Genomic DNA, 20,591 nt, shown 5'->3' with positions numbered 1-20,591 from the left:
TTCCACCTGCAATTCGGCTCGCCTGAAGCGCCTTTACGGCGCCACGGCACTCGCTTGCCTTTTTGCCTTCGCCATGCCCGCACAGCCTGCCCTGTCGCAGGAACTCCCGGACATTTCGGGCCAGGTTCCGGAAGGCTCCCAGATGCTGCTGGAAGCCGACACGCTGGTCTATGACAACGACGCCAATACGGTGACGGCGGTCGGCGGCGTGCAGATCGACTATGGCGGCAACCGGCTGGTCGCGCAGCGCGTCGCCTATGACCGCAAGACCTCGCGCCTGGTCGCCAGCGGCAATGTCGAGATCATCGACAGCTCGGGCACCAAGATCTATTCCGACGAAATCGACGTCACCGACGATTTTGCTGATGGCTTCGTCAACGCACTGCGCGTGGAAACCGTCGACAAGACCTATTTCGCGGCCGAAAGCGCGGAGCGCAAAGGCGGTGTGGTGACGACCTTCAACAATGGCGTCTACACCGCTTGCGAGCCTTGCGAGGAAAAGCCTGACAAGGCGCCGATATGGCGCATCAAGGCCCAGAAGATCATCTGGAACGGCAAGGCCAAGACGGTACGGTTCGAGAAATCGCGCTTCGAGTTCTTCGGCTTCCCGATTGCCTATCTGCCGGCGTTCGAGATTGCCGATCCCACGGTGAAGCGCAAAAGCGGCTTCCTGTTCCCCGGCATCGGCTACAAGTCGGAGCTCGGCGCGGTTGTCTCCGTGCCGTATTATCTGGCACTTTCGCCGACCTATGACTTGACCGTCACCGGCACCGGCCTTTCCAGGCAAGGCTTCCTCGGCCAGGCTGAATGGCGCCAGCGCTTCAACAATGGCGAATACAGCCTGAAGATCGCCGGCATCCGCCAGAATGATCCTGGAGCGTTCGGGTTCGGCCTGGAGGATGCAGGCACTGCCATCGACCCGAACCGGTTCCGCGGCATGGTCGGCACGAAAGGCCGCTTCACCATCAATCCGCGCTGGGCCTTCGGCTGGAACATCCTGGCCCAGACCGACAAGAATTTTTCCAATACCTATGAGATCGACGGATTTACCGAATCCACTCACCGGTCCGAGGTTTATCTGACCGGCCTCAATGATCGGAACTATTTCGATCTGCGCGGCATGAAATTCCAGGCTCAGGAAAAATACCTGGATAGCAGCCCGTCTGCGCGTAACGACAAGCTGCCCTGGGTGCTGCCGTCGCTCGACTATTCCTATACGCCCGACGAATCTGTCTTCGGCGGCGAACTCAATTTCGACCTCAACACCCGTTCGGTCCGTCGGTCCGAGCTCGACGAGCGTCTGGCGACACCCTCTATCCCCGGCATTGACGGCACCTCGACCCGGTTGACGGGTGAGGCCGAATGGAAACGCTCCTTCATCACTGATGGCGGCCTGGTGGTGACGCCGCTGCTGGCTTTCCAGGCGGACACGACCTACGTCGACCAGACATCAGCTTCGGTCGATGCGATAAACGACATGGCAGGCTTGCGTGGCGTCCAAGCGGACGTACGTTCGGCCTATTACCGGTCGATGGCGACAGCCGGGCTGGAACTGCGCTGGCCGGTGCTGTTTTCGCTTACCAGCGCTTCACATGTGCTGGAGCCGATGGCGCAGGTCTTTGCACGCCCGGACGAAGCCTATGCCGATACGCTCGGCATCCCCAATGAAGATGCGCAAAGCTTCGTCTTCGATGCCACGACGCTGTTCGAGCGCGACAAGTTCGCCGGCTATGACCGCATAGAGGGTGGCACGCGCGCCAATATCGGCCTGCGCTATACCGGCTCCTATGCCAATGGCTGGACCACCAACGCACTGTTCGGCCAGTCTTACCACCTCGCCGGACGCAACTCCTTCGATTCGCCCGACCTGGTGAATGTCGGCGCGGCCTCGGGGCTTGAAACCGAAACATCTGATTTTGTCGGCCTTGCCGGCTTCAGCACGCCATTCGGCCTCGCGGCCTCGGCCAGCGCGCGGCTGGATGAGCAGACGCTGGAGCTTCGCCGTGCCGAATTGCGGGCAGGCTATGCGACCAGGCCGTTCTCCGTGAACGCCAAATACGCCTTCATCCAGGCGCAGCCGCTTTATGGCTTCGCAGATGATCGTCATGAGGTCACGGTGGGCTCGTCGGTCCGCTTCCATGAGAACTGGCGTGCCTTCGGCTCAGTCACCTACGACTTCCAGTCCAGCGTGTTGAGCCAGCAGTCCATCGGCTTTGCCTATGACGACGAGTGCTTCTCCTACACGATGACCATGACCACCAAGCGCGACCCCAACCCCATCGTGGCTGACAGGGTGGAGGATGAGCAGACCTTCGGTTTCAACATCTCCTTCCGCACGCTCGGCGATTTCGGCTCGGCCACCAGCGCTTTCGAATAGGCTGATGGTGGTCGCAGGTCATCGTTTCGCCGCATAGGATCGGCATTGACGGGCATATCCACTCAGCAAAAACGCCGGAAACAAGGATCGATTGGCATGTCTTCGATCAGGAAATATCTTTTCTCGACGAGCTTTGCCCTGCTGGTCGCTGCAAGCGCCATTCCCGCAGCGGTGTCCATCTCGCCTGCCCAGGCGAGCGAGATCAAATATGTCGTCAACAATGTCCCGATCACGACCTACGACATACAGCGTCGCGCTGCCTTCATGAAATTGCAGCACCGCAAGGGCAATCTAAACAAGCTCGCCGCCGATGAGATGATCGAGCAGACATTGCGGGTCGCCGAAACAAAACGGCTGGGCATCAATGTCTCGGACCAGCAGGTCGAAGATGCCTTCGCGCGCTTTGCCAGTTCCAACAAGATGTCGACCAAGCAGTTGACCGGCGCCCTTTCGCAAGCCGGAGTCACCGCTGAGCACTTCAAGGACTTCATCCGTGCGCAGATGAGCTGGAACCAGGCGCTTTCCTCCCGCTACCGTTCCCAGGGCGGCACGATGAGCGAACAGGACGTGGTGCGGCGCATGCTCGAGCAGGGCGGCAGCAAGCCCTCGGCAACCGAATACATGCTGCAGCAGGTTATTTTCGTCGTTCCGGCCAAGGAACGTGGAAACATCGGCAAGCGCAAACGCGAGGCCGAGGCAATGCGTGCACGCTTCAGCGGCTGCGAAAGCACGCGCCAATTCGCCAAGGGCCTGCTCGACGTGACCGTTCGCGACCTCGGCCGGGTGCTGGCGCCTGAACTGCCCGCCGAATGGGCCGACCAGATCAAGAAGACCAAGACCGGCGGCGCGACCCCTGTTCGCCAGACCGATCGCGGCATCGAGTTCATCGGCATTTGCAGTGCCCGCGAGGTTTCCGACGACAAGGTCGCCAAGATGGTGTTCCAGTCGGAAGGCAACAAGGATGAGCAAGCCGAAGCGATGAGCAAGCGATACATCGCCGAATTGCGGGAAAAAGCTCGCATCGTCGAACGCTAACGCCATGGCTGGGGCGGAGGAAGCGGCGGCTCTTGCGGTGACGGCGGGTGATCCATCCGGCATCGGGCCGGAGATTGCCATGGCAGCGTGGAACTCACGAGCCGCGACCGGAATTGCCCCCTTTTATCTCCTCACCGATCCGGCTCTGATGTCTGCGCGGGCGCGGCATCTCGGCGTCGACATCCCTGTCGAAGAAACGACACCTGCGGAGGCTGCGAAGGTCTTTGCGCGCGCCTTGCCGGTCGTTCCTCTGGCTTCACGCTTCACCGACAGCATCGGCGTGCCGACTTCCGACAATGCGGCCGGTGTCATCGAGGCAATCGACCGCGCGGTCGCAGATGTGTTTTCAGGAACTGCGGCTGCGCTCGTCACGTGCCCGATCGCCAAAAAGCCGCTTTATGATGCCGGCTTCCGTTTCCCTGGCCACACCGAATATCTCGCCCATCTCGCCGGGCAGAAGGTCGGCCGGGAGATTACCCCGGTCATGTTGCTGGCCGGGCCTGAATTGCGCACCGTACCGGTGACGATACATATCCCGCTAGCGCGAGTGCCGGGAACGCTGACCACCGAGATGATCCTGCGCACCGCGCGCATCACGGCGCATGATCTGCGCAGCCGCTTCGGGATCGCAGACCCGCGGCTCGCCATAACCGGGCTCAATCCCCATGCGGGCGAAGGCGGCGCAATGGGCAAAGAAGACGAGACAATCGTACGGCCGGCAGTAGATCAGTTGCGAGCCGAAGGCATCAATGCTTTCGGTCCCCTGCCCGCCGACACGCTGTTTCACGCCCGCGCGCGCGCCGGCTATGATGTCGCCTTGTGCATGTATCACGATCAGGCGCTGATTCCGGCCAAGGCGCTGGCCTTCGACGAGGCCGTGAATGTCACACTCGGCCTGCCTTTCATTCGCACCTCGCCAGATCACGGCACCGCCTTCGACATTGCCGGCAAAGGTATTGCGCGACCGGACAGTTTGATCGCTGCGCTCAAGCTTGCCCGGCAACTCGCCGACACGCAGGACGCTTCTGCGTGAGCCTCGACGGATTGCCGCCGCTGCGCGAGGTGATCGCGCGCCATGAGCTTCAGGCGAAGAAGTCGCTTGGCCAGAACTTCCTGCTCGATCTCAATCTTACCGGCAAGATTGCCCGCGCCGCCGGTGACCTGAGCGACGTGACCGTCATCGAGGTAGGGCCTGGGCCCGGCGGGCTGACCCGCGCATTGCTGGCGAATGGGGCTGCGCGCGTGGTTGCCATCGAGCGCGACGAACGTTGCCTGGCGGCGCTGGCCGAGGTTTCCGCACACTATCCCGGCCGCCTGGAAGTCATACCCGGCGATGCGCTCAAGACCGATTTTCCAGCCATTGCTGGCGGCAAACCGACAAAGATTGTTGCCAACCTGCCCTACAATATCGGCACCGAACTGCTGCTGCGCTGGCTGACCGTTGCCGACTGGCCGCCCTTCTACCGCTCCATGACGCTGATGTTCCAGCGCGAGGTTGCCCAGCGCATCGTGGCTTTGCCTGGAAGCGATGCCTATGGACGGTTGGGCGTTCTGGCCGGCTGGCGCACAGAAGCAAGGATCGCCTTCGACGTGCCGCCACAGGCTTTCACGCCGCCGCCAAAGGTCACGTCCTCAGTGGTGCATCTCATCCCCCGAGAACAGCCGCTGCCCGCTGACGTTCGTACCCTCGGCCGTGTCACCGAAGCCGCCTTCGGCCAGCGCCGCAAGATGCTGCGCCAGAGCCTCAAGGGCATCGAGGGTGCGCGCCTCCTGGAGACAACTGGCATCGACGGCACCCGCCGGGCCGAAACGCTCGATATCGCCGAATTCGTGGCGCTGGCCAACGCTGTGTAGGGTCTTCGATCAGCCCTATATCTTCTCGTCCAGCAGGCCGGAAACGAAATCGAACAGGCCGGGTCGGCGGTCGCGCCGCAGCCGTTCGGCGGTTACGATGGCGCGGACATCGCTATAAGCGCGGTCGAGGTCGTGATTGATGACGACATGGTCGTAATCACGCCAATGCTCGATCTCGACTCGCGCATTCTGCAGGCGCTTTTCGATCACCTCGTCCGAATCTTCCGCCCGGCGCTTGAGCCTAGCTTTCAGTTCCTTCATCGAGGGCGGCAGGATGAAGATCGAGACGATGTCGGCTCGCATCTTGTCCTTGAGCTGAAGCGCACCTTGCCAGTCGATATCGAACAGCATGTCGCGGCCGTCGGCCATCGCCGCCTCCACCGGTTCGCGCGGGGTAGCGTAGAAATTGCCGTGAACCTCAGCCCATTCCAGCAAGGCGTCCGATTCGCGCATGCCGTCGAATTCGCGCGGCGTGATGAAGCGATAATGCACACCGTCGATTTCGCTGCCGCGGCGTGGCCGCGTGGTGACACTTACCGACAGGCTGAGTTCGTGATCGTTCTCGAGCAGATTGCGCGCAATGGTCGACTTGCCCGCCCCGGAGGGGGAAGACAAGACCAGCATAAGGCCACGCCGCCGGATTGCGGTTGACGATGTCTGCGCGCTCATACGCTACTCCAGATTTTGAACCTGCTCACGAAACTGATCCACCACGGCCTTCAATTCCAGCCCGGTGGCAGTCACGCTCGCAGCGTTCGATTTCGAGCACAAAGTATTCGATTCGCGGTTGAATTCCTGCGCCAGAAAATCGAGCTTGCGCCCGATCGGCCCGGTGCCGGACAACAGCGTTCGTGCCGAGGCGACGTGGGTTTTCAGCCGGTCGATCTCTTCGCGGATATCTGCCTTGGTGGCAAGGAAAGCAGCTTCCTGATGCAGGCGGGTTTCATCGAGATTGGCCGCAGCATCCATCAGCAGGGCGACCTGCTCGGCGAGCCTGGCGCGGATGACCGCCGGGTCGCGCGACTTGTCGGCTTCGGCCCGCAAGGTCAGCGCCTCGATCGCATCGACGTGGCCAGCTAGCAGCCCGCGCAATGCCTCCCCTTCGGCCTGGCGCGCCTGTTCAAGACCGGCCAGCGCCTTGTCCAGCGCAGCCAGGACAGCCACATCGAAAGCAGCGCGCACCTCCTCGGTTTCCAGGGTTTCCGGCACGTCGAGAACGCCGCGTAGGGCAAGCAGGCCGTCAGCGCTTGCCGGTGCGACGCCGAACTGTTCCTGAAGCCGCTGGGCAAGCCCTGCCAGATCCTTCAAAAACGCCTCATTGACCACGGGCTGCACCATCGTCCCGGCAGTCCGGCCGATGGTCAGCGATGCCTGGATGCTGCCGCGCGAGAAGCGGCGTTGCACGGCCTGGCGCACCGGCTGTTCCAGCCTTTCGCAGCCCTGCGGCAACCGGAGCCGGGTGTCCACGGCCTTGCCGTTGACCGACTTCACTTCCCAGGCAATGGCCGCACCGTCATGCTCCGCCGTGGCCCGCGAAAAGCCCGTCATGCTTTGCAAAGTCATCGGCGCCCCTATCTGATTGCCACCTCGCGCCACGGCAAACGGCGGATTACGCCTTACCATTGCGGAGATCTCCATGCCGCATTGTCTTGAACCTGGTCCCTTGGTCGGGTCCGATCCGCTATTGCTTCGGTGCCGTCTCTTCTGCCGCGCCGCCTTCGCCGGCCTTTGCGGCTTCATCGGCCTGCTTCTTACGGATGGCCCGCCAACGCGCGACATTCTGGTTATGCTCTTCCAGCGTCTGGGCAAAGACGTGCCCGCCGGTGCCATCCGCGACGAAGTAAAGATCGTTGGTCTGCGACGGGTTGGCGACCGCTTCCAGCGCTGCCTTGCCTGGATTGGCGATCGGCGTCGGCGGCAGGCCGTTGATGACATAGGTGTTGTAGGGCGTCGGCTTTTCGATGTCGGACTGATAGATCGGGCGATCTGAGGGCCTGCCCTTGCCGCCGAACAGCCCATATAGAATGGTCGGGTCGGACTGCAGCCGCATGTTCTTCTTCAACCGGTTGAGGAAGACGGCAGCGACCCGCGAACGCTCGTCGCCGCGTCCGGTTTCCTTTTCCACGATCGACGCCAGAATGACGAATTCCTCGATATTGGCCAATGGCAGGTCAGGCACGCGCCGCGACCAGATCTCCTCGACCAGTTCCTTTTGATGCGCCAGCATCTTGTCGATGATCTGCTGGCGCGTGGCGCCACGGGTGAAACGCTGCGTATCTGCCGCAAGGCTGCCCTCGGGCGGTAGCGTCTGCGGCAGGTCGCCGGTCAGCGCCTCCTGTTCGGCAATGCGCTGGAATGCCTGCTCGACCGTCAATCCTTCCGGAATCGTCAGCGAATACATCACCGACTTGCCGCTCTTGAGAAGCTCCATGATGTCGCGCATCGAAGCTTCCGGCTTGATCTCGTATTCGCCGGCCTTCAGTGCCGAATCATTGCCGTGGGCGCGCACGCCGAGACGGAAGATGCGCGCATCGCTGATCAGGGCGCGCCGTTCGAGCTGTTCGGCGATTTCCTGAACGCCGGTGTTCGGCTTGACCAGGAAGGTCGTGGCCGTCCTGGCCGGACCCGCGCCCTCGAATTCACGCTTGCCGAAATAAACCGCCGCACCCGCCGCCAGCACGATGAGCATGACCACCGACAGGAGGAAATTCATGAATACAATGAACTGGTTGCGCGACGCTCGCGAACGGGTTCGCGGCGGCGGCGGCGTGCCTGCCTCCGGCCGCAGCGCTTCGCTGGCGGTCTTCGGCACGATAGGCTTCGGCGCCTGGGAGCGCTCGCCGAATTCCCCTTCTGCCGGATTGGTGTTCATGGCGCCTCAATATTGCTCTTGCGAGTATCATCCCCGCCGAACGGCCAGGACAGGATCTTGCGGTTCCGGCCGATCGCATTGATGAATCCCCCTTTGGGGGACCCTAGGCACGAATAAGGCAAAATTCGCGACGAAATTCGAACCCGGCCGCGAACTCAGCCATTGTAGCGCTGGAAGACCAGCGATGCGTTGGTGCCGCCAAATCCGAAGGAATTCGAGAGCGCAACGTCGATCCGGCGCTGACGCGGCTTGTGCGGCACCAGGTCGATGGCCGTTTCCCGTTCAGGATTGTCGAGATTGATTGTCGGCGGCGCGATGTTGTCGCGAATGGCCAGGATCGAGAAGATCGCTTCGGCGGCACCTGCGGCCCCCAGAAGGTGGCCGATGGACGATTTGGTCGAAGACATGGAAATCTTCGATGCAGCATCCCCAACCAGCCTTTCGACCGCGCCGAGCTCCAGCGTGTCGGCCATGGTCGAGGTGCCGTGGGCGTTGATATAGTCGATATCGGCCGGAGACAGGTTTGCACGCTTGAGCGCGGCCTGCATGCAGCGGAAGGCGCCTTCCCCGTCCGGTGATGGCGCGGTGATGTGATAGGCATCGCCGGTCAGACCGTAGCCGGTCACTTCGGCATAGATTTTCGCGCCACGCGCCTTGGCGTGCTCGAGTTCTTCAAGCACGACCACGCCCGCGCCCTCGCCCATGACGAAGCCGTCACGGTCGCGGTCATAGGGGCGGGACGCCTTTTGCGGTGTCTCGTTGCGCCCTGTCGAGAGCGCCTTGCAGGCGGCAAACCCGGCCAGCGACAGGCGCGTCACCGGCGATTCCGCGCCACCGGCCAGCATGACATCGGCATCGCCGAATATGATCAGCCGTGCGGCATCGCCGATTGCGTGCGCCCCGGTCGAACAGGCGGTGACGACCGAATGGTTCGGGCCTTTCAGCCCGTGCCGGATCGACACCTGGCCTGAAACCAGGTTGATGATGTTGCCGGGAATGAAGAAGGGCGTGATGCGACGAGGTCCGCGTTCATGCAAAACCAGCGCATTTTCCGCGATACCCTCGATGCCGCCGATGCCTGAACCGATCATCACCCCGGTGGCATATTGCTCCTCGGGCGTCTTCGGCTCCCAGCCGGAATCCTTCAACGCCTCGTCGGCGGCCGCGATCCCGTAAAGGATGAAGTCGCCGATCTTGCGCAGTTCCTTCGGCTCCAGATAGGCCTCGGGATTGAAGGTGCCGTCGCTGCCGTCGCCGCGCGGGATCACATGGGCGATCTTGCAGGCGAGGTCTTCGGCCTCGAACTCCGTGACCCTTCTGGCCGCGCTGCGGCCGGTCAGAAGCTGCTTCCACCCATGTTCCACGCCCACGCCAAATGGCGAGAGCAGGCCCATGCCGGTTACGACGACACGCCTCATAAAGGTACTCCCGGTCTACTGACTGCCGGCGAAAGCGTCAGGCCGAGGCCTTGTCGATATATTTCACGGCATCGCCGACGGTCAGGATCGTCTCGGCCGCATCGTCGGGGATTTCCACACCGAACTCTTCTTCGAACGCCATGACGAGTTCAACCGTGTCAAGGCTGTCCGCGCCCAGGTCATCGATGAAGCTCGCTGCTTCCGTTACCTTGTCGGCTTCGACGCCGAGATGTTCGACAACGATCTTCTTGACGCGCTCTGCGGTGTCACTCATGTGGGCATCCTCGTCCTTTGTTTGTTCGTCTTCGTTAGCCGCACGAATGCCGCTAATCAAGCTGAAAGATGTTCCTTTGAGGAACCGAACGGCAGCGGCAATTCCCTCGCCAGCCCCGTCTCAAGGGCGGCATTACACGAAAAGCTGCGCGCGTCCAATGCGGAAAACGCCTCATCCACCGTCGTGGATGGCGTATTCAGATCATCGCCATGCCGCCGTTCACATGAATGGTCTGGCCGGTGACATAGGCGGCTTCGTCAGAGGCAAGATACACCACCGCCGAGGCGACTTCGGCGCCTGTTCCCATGCGCCTGGCGGGAATCGCGGCCATGATCGCCTCCTTCTGCTTGTCGTTGAGCTTGTCGGTCATGGCTGATTCGATGAAGCCCGGCGCAACGCAATTGACCGTCACGTTACGGGTGGCGATCTCTTGCGCGAGCGACTTGGAAAAGCCGATCAGGCCGGCCTTGGAGGCGCAGTAATTCGTCTGGCCGGGATTTCCGGTGACGCCCACCACCGAACTGATATTGATGATGCGGCCATTGCGGCGGCGCATCATCGGATGGGTCAGTTCGCGCGTCAGGCGGAACACCGCCGTCAGATTGACCTCCAGCACGGCATCCCAATCCGCATCCGACATGCGCACGAAAAGCCCGTCCTTGGTGATGCCGGCATTATTGACCAGGATATCGACGCCCTCGAGTTCGGCTTCTGCCTTCTGGCCAAGCGCCTTGACCTCGTCGCGGTCCGACAGATTGGCCGGGAACAGCTTCACCCGCTCGCCGAGTTCGGCGGCCAGCGCTTCCAGCTTCTCGGCACGGGTGCCATGCAGGCCGACGGTTGCGCCCTGCCTGTGGAGCGCGCGGGCGATCTCCTCGCCAATGCCGCCGGTAGCTCCGGTGACGAGCGCCTTGCGGCCGGTCAGATCGAACATGTTTGAACTCCGCTTCTTAGAGCACACCCTTCAAATGGGTGGGGTCGAGTTTATTCCTCAGGCCAGCGCTGCGACAGTTGCTTCGACATCCGCGGGAGTGCCGACCGCCGTCGTCGCGATTTCCTTATTGATGCGCCGCGCCAGCCCCGACAGCACCTTGCCGGCGCCTATTTCATAAAGCGCGGTAACACCATTGGCGCCAAACCAGTCGATGGTCTCGCGCCAGCGCACCCGTCCCGTCACCTGCTCGACCAACCGCGCGGCGATCTCGTCCGGGTCGCTGGACGGGCTCACCGAGACATTGGAGACCACCGGCACCAGCGGCACATTCTTCTTCACGCCGGCCAGCGCCTCGCGCATGGCGTCGGCCGCCGGCCCCATCAGCGCGGAGTGGAAGGGAGCCGAAACCTGCAACATCAGCGCGCGCTTGGCGCCCTTTTGCGTGCAAAGCGTTGCCGCAAGTTCGACCGCTGCCTTGGCGCCCGAAATCACGAACTGGCCGCCGCCGTTGTCATTGGCGATCTGGCAGACCGATCCATGGGCGGCCTCGGCGCAGGCCGCCTCTACATCGGCCTGCTCCAGCCCGATGATGGCTGCCATTGCGCCCTCGCCCACCGGCACCGCCGCCTGCATGGCATTGCCGCGGATACGAAGCAGCCTTGCGGCATCGCCGATGGAAAACATGCCTGCCGCGGCAAGCGCCGAATATTCGCCGAGCGAATGGCCGGCGACATAGGAAACCTTGTCCTTCAACGCCAGGCCGCTCGCCTCCAGCGCGCGGATCGCGGCCATGGAGACGGCCATCAGCGCCGGCTGCGCATTGGCAGTCAGCGTCAGGGCGTCTTCCGGCCCCTCCCAAATGACAGATGACAGCTTCTCGCCAAGCGCTTCGTCGACTTCCTCGAACACCGCGCGCGCTTGCGGGAAGGCCTCGGCAAGGTCCTTGCCCATGCCAATAGCCTGGCTTCCCTGCCCCGGAAAGGTAAATGCGATGGCCATGAACGGCTCCCGGATTGTTTCTCGACGTCGCGTGTGACGCGAGGAAGGCGTCAAAGTCAAGGCCGTCCGGTATCAACACCGAACGTAGCCATTGTTTTCAAAAATGAGCGCGAAGCCCGGCTCCCCTTCTCAATTTGAACACAGACGCTAGATTTTGTGACAGTTCGGTGACAGTGGGATGACAGTTTTGTTTCGCGTTCGAGGTTCGTGAGTTGGCAAGTCTGTTTGAGCCTTTGCAGGGCGATTCCACAAATGATGCGGCAGCGGCCGGGCGCAGCCGTGCGTTTTCGGCAGCACGGATCGGCGGTACCGTTGCGCTCACACTACTGATTTCAGCCCTGCTGGTCTTTGCCGTCGAACTGATCGTGCGCGGATCGCTCTCGCAGACGCTGCTCTTCTTCCAGCAGCCGTTCCGTCCCGGCTGGACCACGGTTCTTCTGTTCGCATTTCTGCTGATCTTCCTCGACGCCCTGCTTGGCCGCGCCTACCACGCCTTGCTTCTGGTGGCACCGCTCGCTCTGCTGCTGGCCTTCATCGGCCACCAGAAATCGCACTATCTCGGCGACCCGCTCTATCCGACGGACTTTCTATATGCACGCCAGATCCTGGAACTGGCGCCTCTGCTGGTAGGACAGCGCCCGCTGATGGCAGTGGCGACCCTTGCCGGTGCGGTTGCTTCCCTCGTCCTTTTGGTCATGGCCTGGAAATTCTGGCGCAGGCACATCCCCGCGCTTTCATGGCGCGCCCGAGCCGCCCGCCTGGCCTTGGCGCTGCCGGCACTGGTCTTCTTCGGCTCGATCATGGACTACGCGACGTTCTCCTGGGCGCGCGACCGGCTCCAGATCATCCCGATGATGTGGGACCAGAAGGAGAATTACGACAGCAACGGCTTTGCCATCGCCTTCGCGCTCAATGTGCCGATGGCCAAGGTGTCGGCCCCTCAAGGCTATTCGGCCAAGGCCATCGAGGCCATCGCGCAGCCGCACACGGCGCTGCCGGTCCTGCCTGCCGAGCGGCCTGACATCATCATCGTCATGAACGAATCCTTCTGGGACCCGACATTGCTGCCGGGTGTCACCATTACGCCCGATCCCATCCCTACAGTTCGGGCGATCCAGTCCGGTCATATCTTCTCGCCGGAATTCGGCGGCATGACCGCCAATGTCGAGTTCGAGGCGCTGACGGGCTTTTCCAACGCATTCCTGCCCTATGGCAGCATTCCCTATCAGCAATATGTGCGCCGCTCGCTGCCGTCGCTTGCAACCTTCCTGAAGAGCGAGGGCTATGCCACGCGGGCCTTCCATCCCTTCGAGGGTTGGTTCTGGAACCGCGCGCCGGTCTACGAGGCCTTCGGCTTCGAACGGTTCATGTCGGTGGAAAACCTGCCGCCGCTGGCTGCACGCGGGCCGCTTGCGTCCGACATGGCGCTGACCGACGAGATCATTCGCGAGGCCGACGCTATCGCGCAGCCGTTCTTCCTGTTTGCCGTCACGCTGCAGAACCATGGCCCTTACGCTGCCAATCGCTATATCGACACCATGCATGAGGTGTCGGGAGCCCCAAGCGCAGAGTCACAAGGGGCAATCCTGAGCTACACCGAGGGCGTTGCAGACGGCGACAAGAGCCTTGCGCGATTGCTCGAATGGGCAAGGCAGCGGGAGCGGCCCACGGTCATTGCCATGTTCGGAGACCATCTGCCACCGTTGGGGCCAGCCTATGTCGAAACCGGCTTCATGAAGGACAATGTCGCCAGCCGCAAGGCGCCCTTGCCGGAAATGAGCGCCCAGCATGAGACACCGCTGGTCATCTGGTCGAACCGCAGCGGTCCGGTGACGGATCTGGGCTCGATCAGCCCGGCCCTGCTGCCGCTGCATGTGCTCAAGGCGGCCGGCATCAGCCACCCTTATTATACCGGCTTCCTCGGTGAGATCAGCGAGCGCTACCGCGTCATCGACCGCAACATGCTGGTGTCGCCGGCAGACGAGGCGACACCGAACTGGTCACGCGCCAAGACGATCGATCCGGTTATCCGCGACTTCCGCCTGCTGCAATATGACATGATCTTCGGCAAGCGCCACGGCAAGAAAACCTTCTTCCCAACACCAAAGGAAGCTCCCGGCACGACCTGATCAGTTCGTCACATAGAGCTGCGAGATCGAGTAGCTGATCTTCTTGAATGCGGCCTTCAACTCGGTCGCATCCTTGGTCGGATAATAGTCCGTCGGGTTCGTGGCACAGGCCGTGTACAGGTCCCGATTGGTCGCGGTGACCGCCTTCAGCACCACGGTAAACACCCGGACGTCATTATCCTTCAACTGGTTGCATGCGGCGAGCGTCAGCTTGTTGACGTTGGACAGGGCGATCCCCCGGTCATCCGTCCCCATTCTCTTGTAGCCGTCCTTGACGTATCCGTAGGAACCATAGTCCGATTTGTTGATGAGAGCGTCTTTCGCTCCAAAGACATTGTTTTCGCCATCGGTGAAGACCACCACAACCTTGGTCGTCTCCTTGGCATCGAAGGGGTGGCCTTGCGTATAGGGTTCGCCTGGCGAAAGCACGCGCATGCCCCATGCCACCCCCTCCGCAACGTTGGTACCGGAACCCTGCCAGTAGATCATCTTAGCTATTTCTGTCTTGAGCGTGGTTAGATCCGTCGTCAGCGGCACGATCGGCGTCGGACAGGCATAGTTCGGGCCTGTGGTCCTGAAAGTGTTGTCTCCGATTACATTCCGGATGCTGCTCTTGCTATACTTGGTGAGTGACCTCTGCATCGCCAGAAGATTGTCCGCGTTGTTTTGCTTTTTGTCACTCGCGTCGTATGGGTCTTCCAGATAGCTATTATTCAGTTTGTTTCCGTCGTTCAGCGCCTGTTGGGCCTTTCCCGGCTCATCCGGCGCAAAGTACGGCACAAACATCGTTTCGGGCTTCAATGGGTTGGGCTGCGTATCGTCAAGGTTTGGAGTAACGCCCATCTTAGGCGTGTAGTCGGCATTGTAGCGCGCCGGGCGCGCCTCCACACAGCCTTTCCACTCGACGTTGACTCCGGCCTTCTCTTTAAGCCGTGTGAACAGTTCCCAGTGGCCGACCCGGCTTCCGTCCTCAAGCTCGAAATTTACCCCGTTCAGGCTAGAATCGTCCTCTGGTACGACCTTGCGCTTATCGATCCATTCTTCCTTGAACCCCACGCCTTTGATATTCACAGCGGTGACGAACGGAACGAGCGCGGCTCGGATTTCACGATCTGGATTCTTGGTTTTTTCTTCTTCCAATGTCGCGATCAGGTCGGTTGCAGCCTCCCTCAGCGCCTGCATATTGGTGGCTTCCATCGAACCGGTATTGTCGAGCACCAGCGCGACCTCCAGCCGCGCGGTCGATTCATAAGCGCTGGCCGTCGCCGTGACGCGCGCACTCTGGCCGAAAATGAAGGCAAAGTTCAAAGATACGTCGGCGTGGGCGGTAGCTGTCGTTCTGATGGAGTTGATGCCCGGGTCAACCGCGAACTCGGCTTCCGCGTTCTCAAGATAGTGGTTGCCGGCAATGTTGGCCGCAAAGAATCCGTCAAATGCATCCTGTCGGGAAGATGATGCATCCTGAAGCCGTGAAGCGGCCAGAACCGCCGAATCCAGCGCGTTCTGAAGGTTCGATTTGGCGGCGATCAGATTGGCGACATCAAGGGCCAGGCCAACCCCGGCGAGGACAGCAGGAAACGAAATCGCGAACATCATGGCGAAATTGCCGCTTCGCGAATGCCAGAAACGCTGGATCAGCATCACAACCCCCGTGATTGCCCGTTTGACGTAATCTGGCGCGGGCAAGGTGAAATTTTGTTGAATGCAGCCGCATTCCGCCGGCTTCATTCGCAAAAGGGTTAAGAATGCGTTCGCGATATGCAGGCATCGAATGACCGCCTTGCATCCGTCGCAAAAACCTGTATAGACGCCCGCAATCTGCCGGTCCCAGCTGGGGGCTGAACGGAGGGCCGGAGGCTTTCAATGTGAAAGCATCCGTTGTGAAGCCAGATGGGTTTCCGCTTCCCGTGTCTCCGCTCTCGACCGTCTCGTTACGCTCCTTTCTTCCCTGCCATGCAGGTCAAGAGAAGTTGCAGAGGCTTTAGCCGCCGGGAACCGACAGGGAAATGAAGAAAGGCACGAAAACAATGGCTCTATACGAACATGTGTTTCTTGCCCGGCAAGACCTCTCGCAGCAGCAGGTCGATGCTCTTGTCGAACAGTACAAGGGTGTCATCACCTCTCATGGCGGGTCTGTCGGCCGGGTCGAGAACTGGGGATTGAAGTCCCTCACCTATCGCGTGAAGAAGAACCGCAAGGCTTACTACACGCTGATGGACCTGACCTGCCCGCCCGAAGCGCTCAATGAAATGGAGCGCCAGATGGGCCTGTCGGAAGACGTCCTGCGCTTCCTGACCGTCAAGGTCGAGGCTCACGAGGAAGGCGCGTCGGCCATGATGCAGAAGCGCGAAGAGCGCAGTGATCGTGGCGATCGTCCGGGCCGTGGCTTCGGAGATCGTGATCGTGGTGACCGGGGCGACCGCGGCCCGCGCCGCCCGCGCGAAGGCGTTGAGGGAGCAGAATAATGGTCGACATCAATCAGATTCCGACGCGGCGCCCTTTCCATCGTCGCCGCAAGACCTGCCCGTTCTCCGGCGCCAACGCGCCCAAGATCGACTACAAGGACGTGCGTCTGCTGCAGCGCTACATTTCCGAGCGCGGCAAGATCGTGCCGTCGCGCATCACGGCCGTCAGCCAGAAGAAGCAGCGCGAACTCGCCAAGGCGATCAAGCGCGCGCGCTTCCTCGGCCTGCTGCCCTATGTGGTGAAATAAGGGTCGCCACGCGACCGAACTGCGGGCGGTAAGCCGCCCGCATCTTCCCCGCCGCGACGGGCGCGGCTTCGGGAAGCAGAATAAAAATCCCCGGGTTGGGAACCGGCTTGTCCGCTTCCCTAACTGCCAGCCGGCAGGACAGCGACCGAGGCGCAACGCGCCGACCTTCAGCTTCCTGCCTGGCTCTTCGCAATTGTGCGACATAAAGGAGATCAGAATCATGGAAGTCATTCTTCTGGAACGTATTTCCCGCCTCGGCCAGATGGGCGACACCGTCCGCGTCAAGGACGGCTTTGCCCGCAACTTCCTCTTGCCGCAGGGCAAGGCGCTGCGCGCCAATGAAGCCAACAAGAAGAAGTTCGAGGGCCAGCGCGCCCAGCTCGAGGCACGCAACCTGGAGCGCAAGTCGGAAGCTGAGAAGGTTGCCGAAAAGCTCGACGGCATGAACTTCGTCGTCGTGCGCTCGGCCGGCGAGACCGGCCAGCTCTACGGTTCCGTTTCGACCCGCGACATCGCCGACATCATCTCAGCCGAAGGCTTCTCGGTCGATCGCAACCAGGTCGAACTGAACCACCCGATCAAGACCATCGGCCTCACCAATGTAGCGATCGCGCTGCATCCGGAAGTCGAGGTCACCATCACGCTCAACATCGCCCGCACCGCCGACGAGGCAGAGCGCCAGGCAGCCGGCGAGAAGCTCGATTCTGCCGAAGCCATCTATGGCGAGGACATCAATGAGAATGCCCGCCCAGAGAATTTCTTCGACCCGAATGCCGAAGAAGGCGAGGAAATCTGATCACAGTTCTACGCGCCGATACATCTTCGGTGAACTGGACCAAGACCCGGGCATTTTGCCCGGGTTTTTTTGTACAAACTGGAACTATTGTGTTTGTGACGCTTTGACGCACAATAGGGGTGGACCTTCTCGTAAAAAAGCGGGTGCATCGCCGTGAACAGATTTTTGCAGCGTGTCGTCGAACGCCTGGTCATAACAGGCAACCTCTCCGTCACCGGCCCCACCGGCGCCACTTACAGGTTTGGTGATGGCAGCGGCGAGCACGTCCATGTCGTCGTCAAGACAAAGCATGCCGAACGCGCCATCGCGCTCGATCCGATGCTGGCACTGCCGGAAGCCTTCATGGAAGGCGATTTCGATGTGGTCGAGGGCGACATATTGGGTGTGCTGCGAATAGCCTTCGAGAATATGGGGCCGAGCGGCACCATCGAAGCTGCCTGGACCAAGGCGGTGGAAGGCCTGCGTCATGCCTTCCGGCGCTTCCACCAGCTCAACACGGCAAGCCGCTCCAAGCGCAATGTCCAGCGTCACTACGATCTGTCGGGTGAAATCTACAAGCTGTTCCTCGATCAGGACATGCAATATTCCTGCGCCTATTTCGAGCGACCAGACATGACGCTCGACGAGGCGCAACTGGCCAAGAAGCGCCATATCGCTTCCAAGCTTTGCATGAAACCGGGCCAGAACGTGCTCGACATCGGTTGCGGCTGGGGCGGTCTGGGCCTTTATCTGGCGCGAAATTTCGATGCCGAGGTTCTCGGCGTCACGCTGTCGACCGAACAGCTTGCGGTTGCGACCGAACGGGCCCGCGAAGACGGCCTGGACAACCACGCCCATTTCGAACTGCGCGACTATCGCGATCTGACAGAGCGCTTCGACCGCATCGTGTCGGTCGGCATGTTCGAGCATGTCGGCGTCAACCACTACCGCACATTCTTCGAAAAATGCGCGCAATTGCTCAAGCCAGATGGCGTCATGGTGCTGCATTCCATCGGCCGCAGCGGCCCGCCCTTTGCCACCAATGCCTTTATCCGCAAATATATCTTCCCCGGCGGCTACATACCGGCGCTGTCGGAAGTGCTGCCCGTCATCGAGAAATCGGGGCTGATGGTGGCCGACATCGAGATCCTGCGGCTGCACTATGCCGAGACCCTGAAGAACTGGCGCCAGCGCTTCATGGCCAATCGTGAGCGCGCCAAGGAAATCTATGACGAGCGCTTCTGCCGCATGTGGGAATTTTACCTTGCCGGCTCGGAGGCTGCGTTCCGCTGGCAGGACCTGATTGTCTTCCAGGTGCAGCTCACGCGCCGCAACGACACCGTGCCGCTCACCCGCGACTATATCGGCAAATGCGAGAAGGCGCTGGCCTTGCACGAGGCCGCCCACAAGCCGGACGATTCTTCCGGCGAACCGGCGCCTAAGCGGCGCGTTGCCGAGAAAGGCCAGTAAACGCGGAGCATGACAGGATTTTCCTGTTTTGTTCCGCGCGGCCTGCGCTAAACTCCCGTACTGATTCGCGTCAATCTGATTCTGGCATCGAGACGGATTTTTCCGGTCGTCTGTGAATCGCGGGCACAAGAGGGAAAACCCGGTATTTGTCGAGCGGGCGCCGGCGGCTTCTGGTACCGAGGTCCGGGGCTGAACATCGGGGAAAGAATGGCAGAGGCAGCACGAAAATTCGGCGTGGCCGAAACACCGCTCTATCGCGAGGCGCCGAACAATATCGAGGCTGAACAGGCCTTGCTGGGCGCGGTGCTCGTCAACAACGACGCCTTCTACCGCGTTTCGGATTTCCTCAAGCCGGCACATTTCTACGAGCCGCTGCACCGCAAGATCTTCGAGGTTGCGGGCGAACTCATCCGCATGGGCAAGATGGCCAATCCCATCACGCTGAAGACCTTCCTGCCGGCCGACGAGAAGGTCGGCGACATGACGGTCGCCCAATATCTCGCCCGGCTGGCCGCCGAAGCCGTCACCATTATCAACGCCGCCGACTATGGCCGCGCCATCTACGACCTTGCCACGCGGCGCGCGCTGATCACGGTCGGCGAGGACATGGTCAACATCGCCTATGACGCCCCGGTCGACATGGCGCCGCAGGAACAGATCGAGGATGCCGAGCGGCGGCTGTTCGAACTGGCCGAAACCGGCCGCTACGATGGCGGCTTCGAGAGCTTCAACGACGCGGTCAAGACCGCCGTGGACATGGCCAACGCCGCCTATATGCGCGACGGACACCTCTCCGGCATCGCCACCGGCCTGCGCGACCTCGACCGGCGCATGGGTGGCCTGCAGCCTTCCGACCTGATCGTGCTGGCGGGGCGTCCGGGCATGGGCAAGACCTCGCTTGCCACCAACATCGCCTTCAACATCGCCCATGCCTATGAGCCGGCGCAACAGGCCGACGGTTCGTTCAAGGCGGCCAATGGCGGTGTCATCGGCTTTTTCTCGCTTGAAATGTCGTCCGAACAGCTCGCCACGCGCATCATTTCCGAGCAGACTGAAATCCCCTCCTCCAAGATCCGCCGCGGCGACATCACCGAGGCGGATTTCGAAAAGCTGGTCGCCTGTTCGCAGACGATGCAGAAAATCCCGCTCTTCATCGATTCAACCGGCGGTATCTCGATTGCCCAGCTTGCCGCACGGGCCCGCCGCCTGAAGCGCCAGCGCGGACTCGACGTGCTGGTCATCGACTATATCCAGCTCATGCAAGGCTCCTCCGCCAAGGCCTCGCAGAACCGCGTTCAGGAAATCACCGAGATCACGACCGGACTGAAGGCGCTCGCCAAGGAGCTTGGCGTGCCGATCATCGCCCTGTCGCAGCTCTCGCGTCAGGTCGAAAGCCGCGACGACAAGCGCCCGCAACTTTCCGACCTGCGCGAATCGGGCTCGATCGAGCAGGACGCCGACGTGGTGATCTTCGTCTATCGCGAGGAATATTATCTCAAGAACAAGGAGCCGAAGCCCGGCACCGAGGAATATCTCAAGTGGGAAGGCGAAATGAACGATGCCCGCGGCAAGGCCGAGGTCATCATCGCCAAGCAGCGCCATGGCCCCACTGGCACTGTCTCGCTCGCCTTTACCGGCGAATTCACCCGCTTCTCCGATCTCGCCGAAGAGCATCATTTGCCTGAACGGTTCGAGTAGGCTGGACGTGCCTGTGATATCCACCCTCCTCTGGCCTGCCGGT

18 protein-coding genes are annotated in these 20,591 nt (G+C 61.4%); 10 read left to right on the top strand and 8 right to left on the bottom strand.

The genetic code is table 11. The features are described 5' to 3' along the window. The first annotated feature begins 73 nt into the window (after window positions 1-73). The 4 genes from EET67_RS19750 (at window position 74) to rsmA (ending at window position 5,266) form a co-directional block, all read left to right on the top strand. The gene (locus EET67_RS19750; protein WP_128627971.1) at window positions 74-2,377 is read left to right on the top strand and encodes an LPS-assembly protein LptD; all 2,304 of its coding nucleotides are present in this window, start codon (window positions 74-76) and stop codon (window positions 2,375-2,377) included. Window positions 2,378-2,473: 96 nt separating this feature from the next. Then, window positions 2,474-3,412 carry a peptidylprolyl isomerase gene (locus tag EET67_RS19745; RefSeq protein ID WP_128627931.1) on the top strand — a complete coding sequence of 313 codons (939 nt, stop codon included), beginning with the start codon at window positions 2,474-2,476 and terminating at the stop codon, window positions 3,410-3,412. Between the two features lie 4 nt (window positions 3,413-3,416). Continuing rightward, window positions 3,417-4,445 (top strand): 4-hydroxythreonine-4-phosphate dehydrogenase PdxA, encoded by a 1,029-nt coding sequence (gene pdxA / locus EET67_RS19740; RefSeq protein WP_128627930.1) that lies wholly within the window; start codon window positions 3,417-3,419, stop codon window positions 4,443-4,445. After that, window positions 4,442-5,266 (top strand): 16S rRNA (adenine(1518)-N(6)/adenine(1519)-N(6))-dimethyltransferase RsmA, encoded by an 825-nt coding sequence (gene rsmA, locus EET67_RS19735; protein ID WP_128627929.1) that lies wholly within the window; start codon window positions 4,442-4,444, stop codon window positions 5,264-5,266. Before pdxA ends, rsmA begins: the two co-directional genes overlap by 4 nt. 15 nt (window positions 5,267-5,281) lie before the next feature. On the opposite strand, the gene gmk is transcribed toward rsmA, so the two are convergent. From gmk to fabD, 7 genes are all read right to left on the bottom strand, one after another. Then, entirely contained in the window at window positions 5,282-5,935 is a 654-nt protein-coding gene (gene gmk / locus EET67_RS19730; protein WP_128627928.1) for a guanylate kinase, read from the bottom strand. Window positions 5,936-5,938: 3 nt separating this feature from the next. Next, entirely contained in the window at window positions 5,939-6,829 is an 891-nt protein-coding gene (locus EET67_RS19725) for a YicC/YloC family endoribonuclease (RefSeq protein WP_128627927.1), read from the bottom strand. Window positions 6,830-6,947: 118 nt separating this feature from the next. After that, on the bottom strand, window positions 6,948-8,138 hold the full coding sequence (gene mltG / locus EET67_RS19720; protein ID WP_128627926.1) for an endolytic transglycosylase MltG: 1,191 nt from the start codon (window positions 8,136-8,138) through the stop codon (window positions 6,948-6,950). A gap of 155 nt (window positions 8,139-8,293) precedes the next feature. Continuing rightward, window positions 8,294-9,556, bottom strand: a complete 1,263-nt coding sequence (gene fabF, locus EET67_RS19715) for a beta-ketoacyl-ACP synthase II (RefSeq protein ID WP_128627925.1) — start codon at window positions 9,554-9,556, stop codon at window positions 8,294-8,296. A gap of 37 nt (window positions 9,557-9,593) precedes the next feature. Next, window positions 9,594-9,830 carry an acyl carrier protein gene (locus EET67_RS19710; RefSeq protein WP_019170544.1) on the bottom strand — a complete coding sequence of 79 codons (237 nt, stop codon included), beginning with the start codon at window positions 9,828-9,830 and terminating at the stop codon, window positions 9,594-9,596. A 196-nt stretch (window positions 9,831-10,026) separates the two neighbouring features. Further along, window positions 10,027-10,764 carry a 3-oxoacyl-[acyl-carrier-protein] reductase gene (gene fabG, locus EET67_RS19705; RefSeq protein WP_128627924.1) on the bottom strand — a complete coding sequence of 246 codons (738 nt, stop codon included), beginning with the start codon at window positions 10,762-10,764 and terminating at the stop codon, window positions 10,027-10,029. 57 nt (window positions 10,765-10,821) lie between these two features. Further along, on the bottom strand, window positions 10,822-11,763 hold the full coding sequence (gene fabD / locus EET67_RS19700; RefSeq protein WP_128627923.1) for an ACP S-malonyltransferase: 942 nt from the start codon (window positions 11,761-11,763) through the stop codon (window positions 10,822-10,824). Between the two features lie 299 nt (window positions 11,764-12,062). Between fabD and EET67_RS19695 the strand changes: the two genes are divergently transcribed. After that, complete coding sequence (locus tag EET67_RS19695; protein WP_245451076.1) at window positions 12,063-13,892, top strand: LTA synthase family protein; 1,830 nt, start codon at window positions 12,063-12,065, stop codon at window positions 13,890-13,892. On the opposite strand, the gene EET67_RS19690 is transcribed toward EET67_RS19695, so the two are convergent. Further along, window positions 13,893-15,533 (bottom strand): TadE/TadG family type IV pilus assembly protein, encoded by a 1,641-nt coding sequence (locus EET67_RS19690; RefSeq protein WP_128627921.1) that lies wholly within the window; start codon window positions 15,531-15,533, stop codon window positions 13,893-13,895. Between the two features lie 386 nt (window positions 15,534-15,919). Between EET67_RS19690 and rpsF the strand changes: the two genes are divergently transcribed. From rpsF to EET67_RS19665, 5 genes are all read left to right on the top strand, one after another. Continuing rightward, a complete protein-coding gene (gene rpsF, locus EET67_RS19685; protein WP_128627920.1) occupies window positions 15,920-16,357 on the top strand; it encodes a 30S ribosomal protein S6 in 438 nt (145 codons plus the stop codon). Further along, window positions 16,357-16,605 (top strand): 30S ribosomal protein S18, encoded by a 249-nt coding sequence (gene rpsR, locus EET67_RS19680; RefSeq protein ID WP_019170551.1) that lies wholly within the window; start codon window positions 16,357-16,359, stop codon window positions 16,603-16,605. Before rpsF ends, rpsR begins: the two co-directional genes overlap by 1 nt. A gap of 220 nt (window positions 16,606-16,825) precedes the next feature. Further along, on the top strand, window positions 16,826-17,401 hold the full coding sequence (gene rplI / locus EET67_RS19675; protein ID WP_128627919.1) for a 50S ribosomal protein L9: 576 nt from the start codon (window positions 16,826-16,828) through the stop codon (window positions 17,399-17,401). A 153-nt stretch (window positions 17,402-17,554) separates the two neighbouring features. Next, complete coding sequence (locus EET67_RS19670) at window positions 17,555-18,850, top strand: cyclopropane fatty acid synthase (protein WP_128627918.1); 1,296 nt, start codon at window positions 17,555-17,557, stop codon at window positions 18,848-18,850. 207 nt (window positions 18,851-19,057) lie between these two features. Beyond that, window positions 19,058-20,548: a replicative DNA helicase gene (locus EET67_RS19665; protein WP_128627917.1), complete on the top strand. Its 1,491-nt coding sequence runs from the start codon at window positions 19,058-19,060 to the stop codon at window positions 20,546-20,548. Window positions 20,549-20,591 lie beyond the last annotated feature (43 nt).

It is taken from the genome of Borborobacter arsenicus (assembly GCF_003934165.1).
Lineage (GTDB): Bacteria > Pseudomonadota > Alphaproteobacteria > Rhizobiales > Rhizobiaceae > Pseudaminobacter > Pseudaminobacter arsenicus.
Note: the sequence above shows the minus strand (reverse complement) of the source record. Positions and strands in the feature narration are given on the sequence as shown.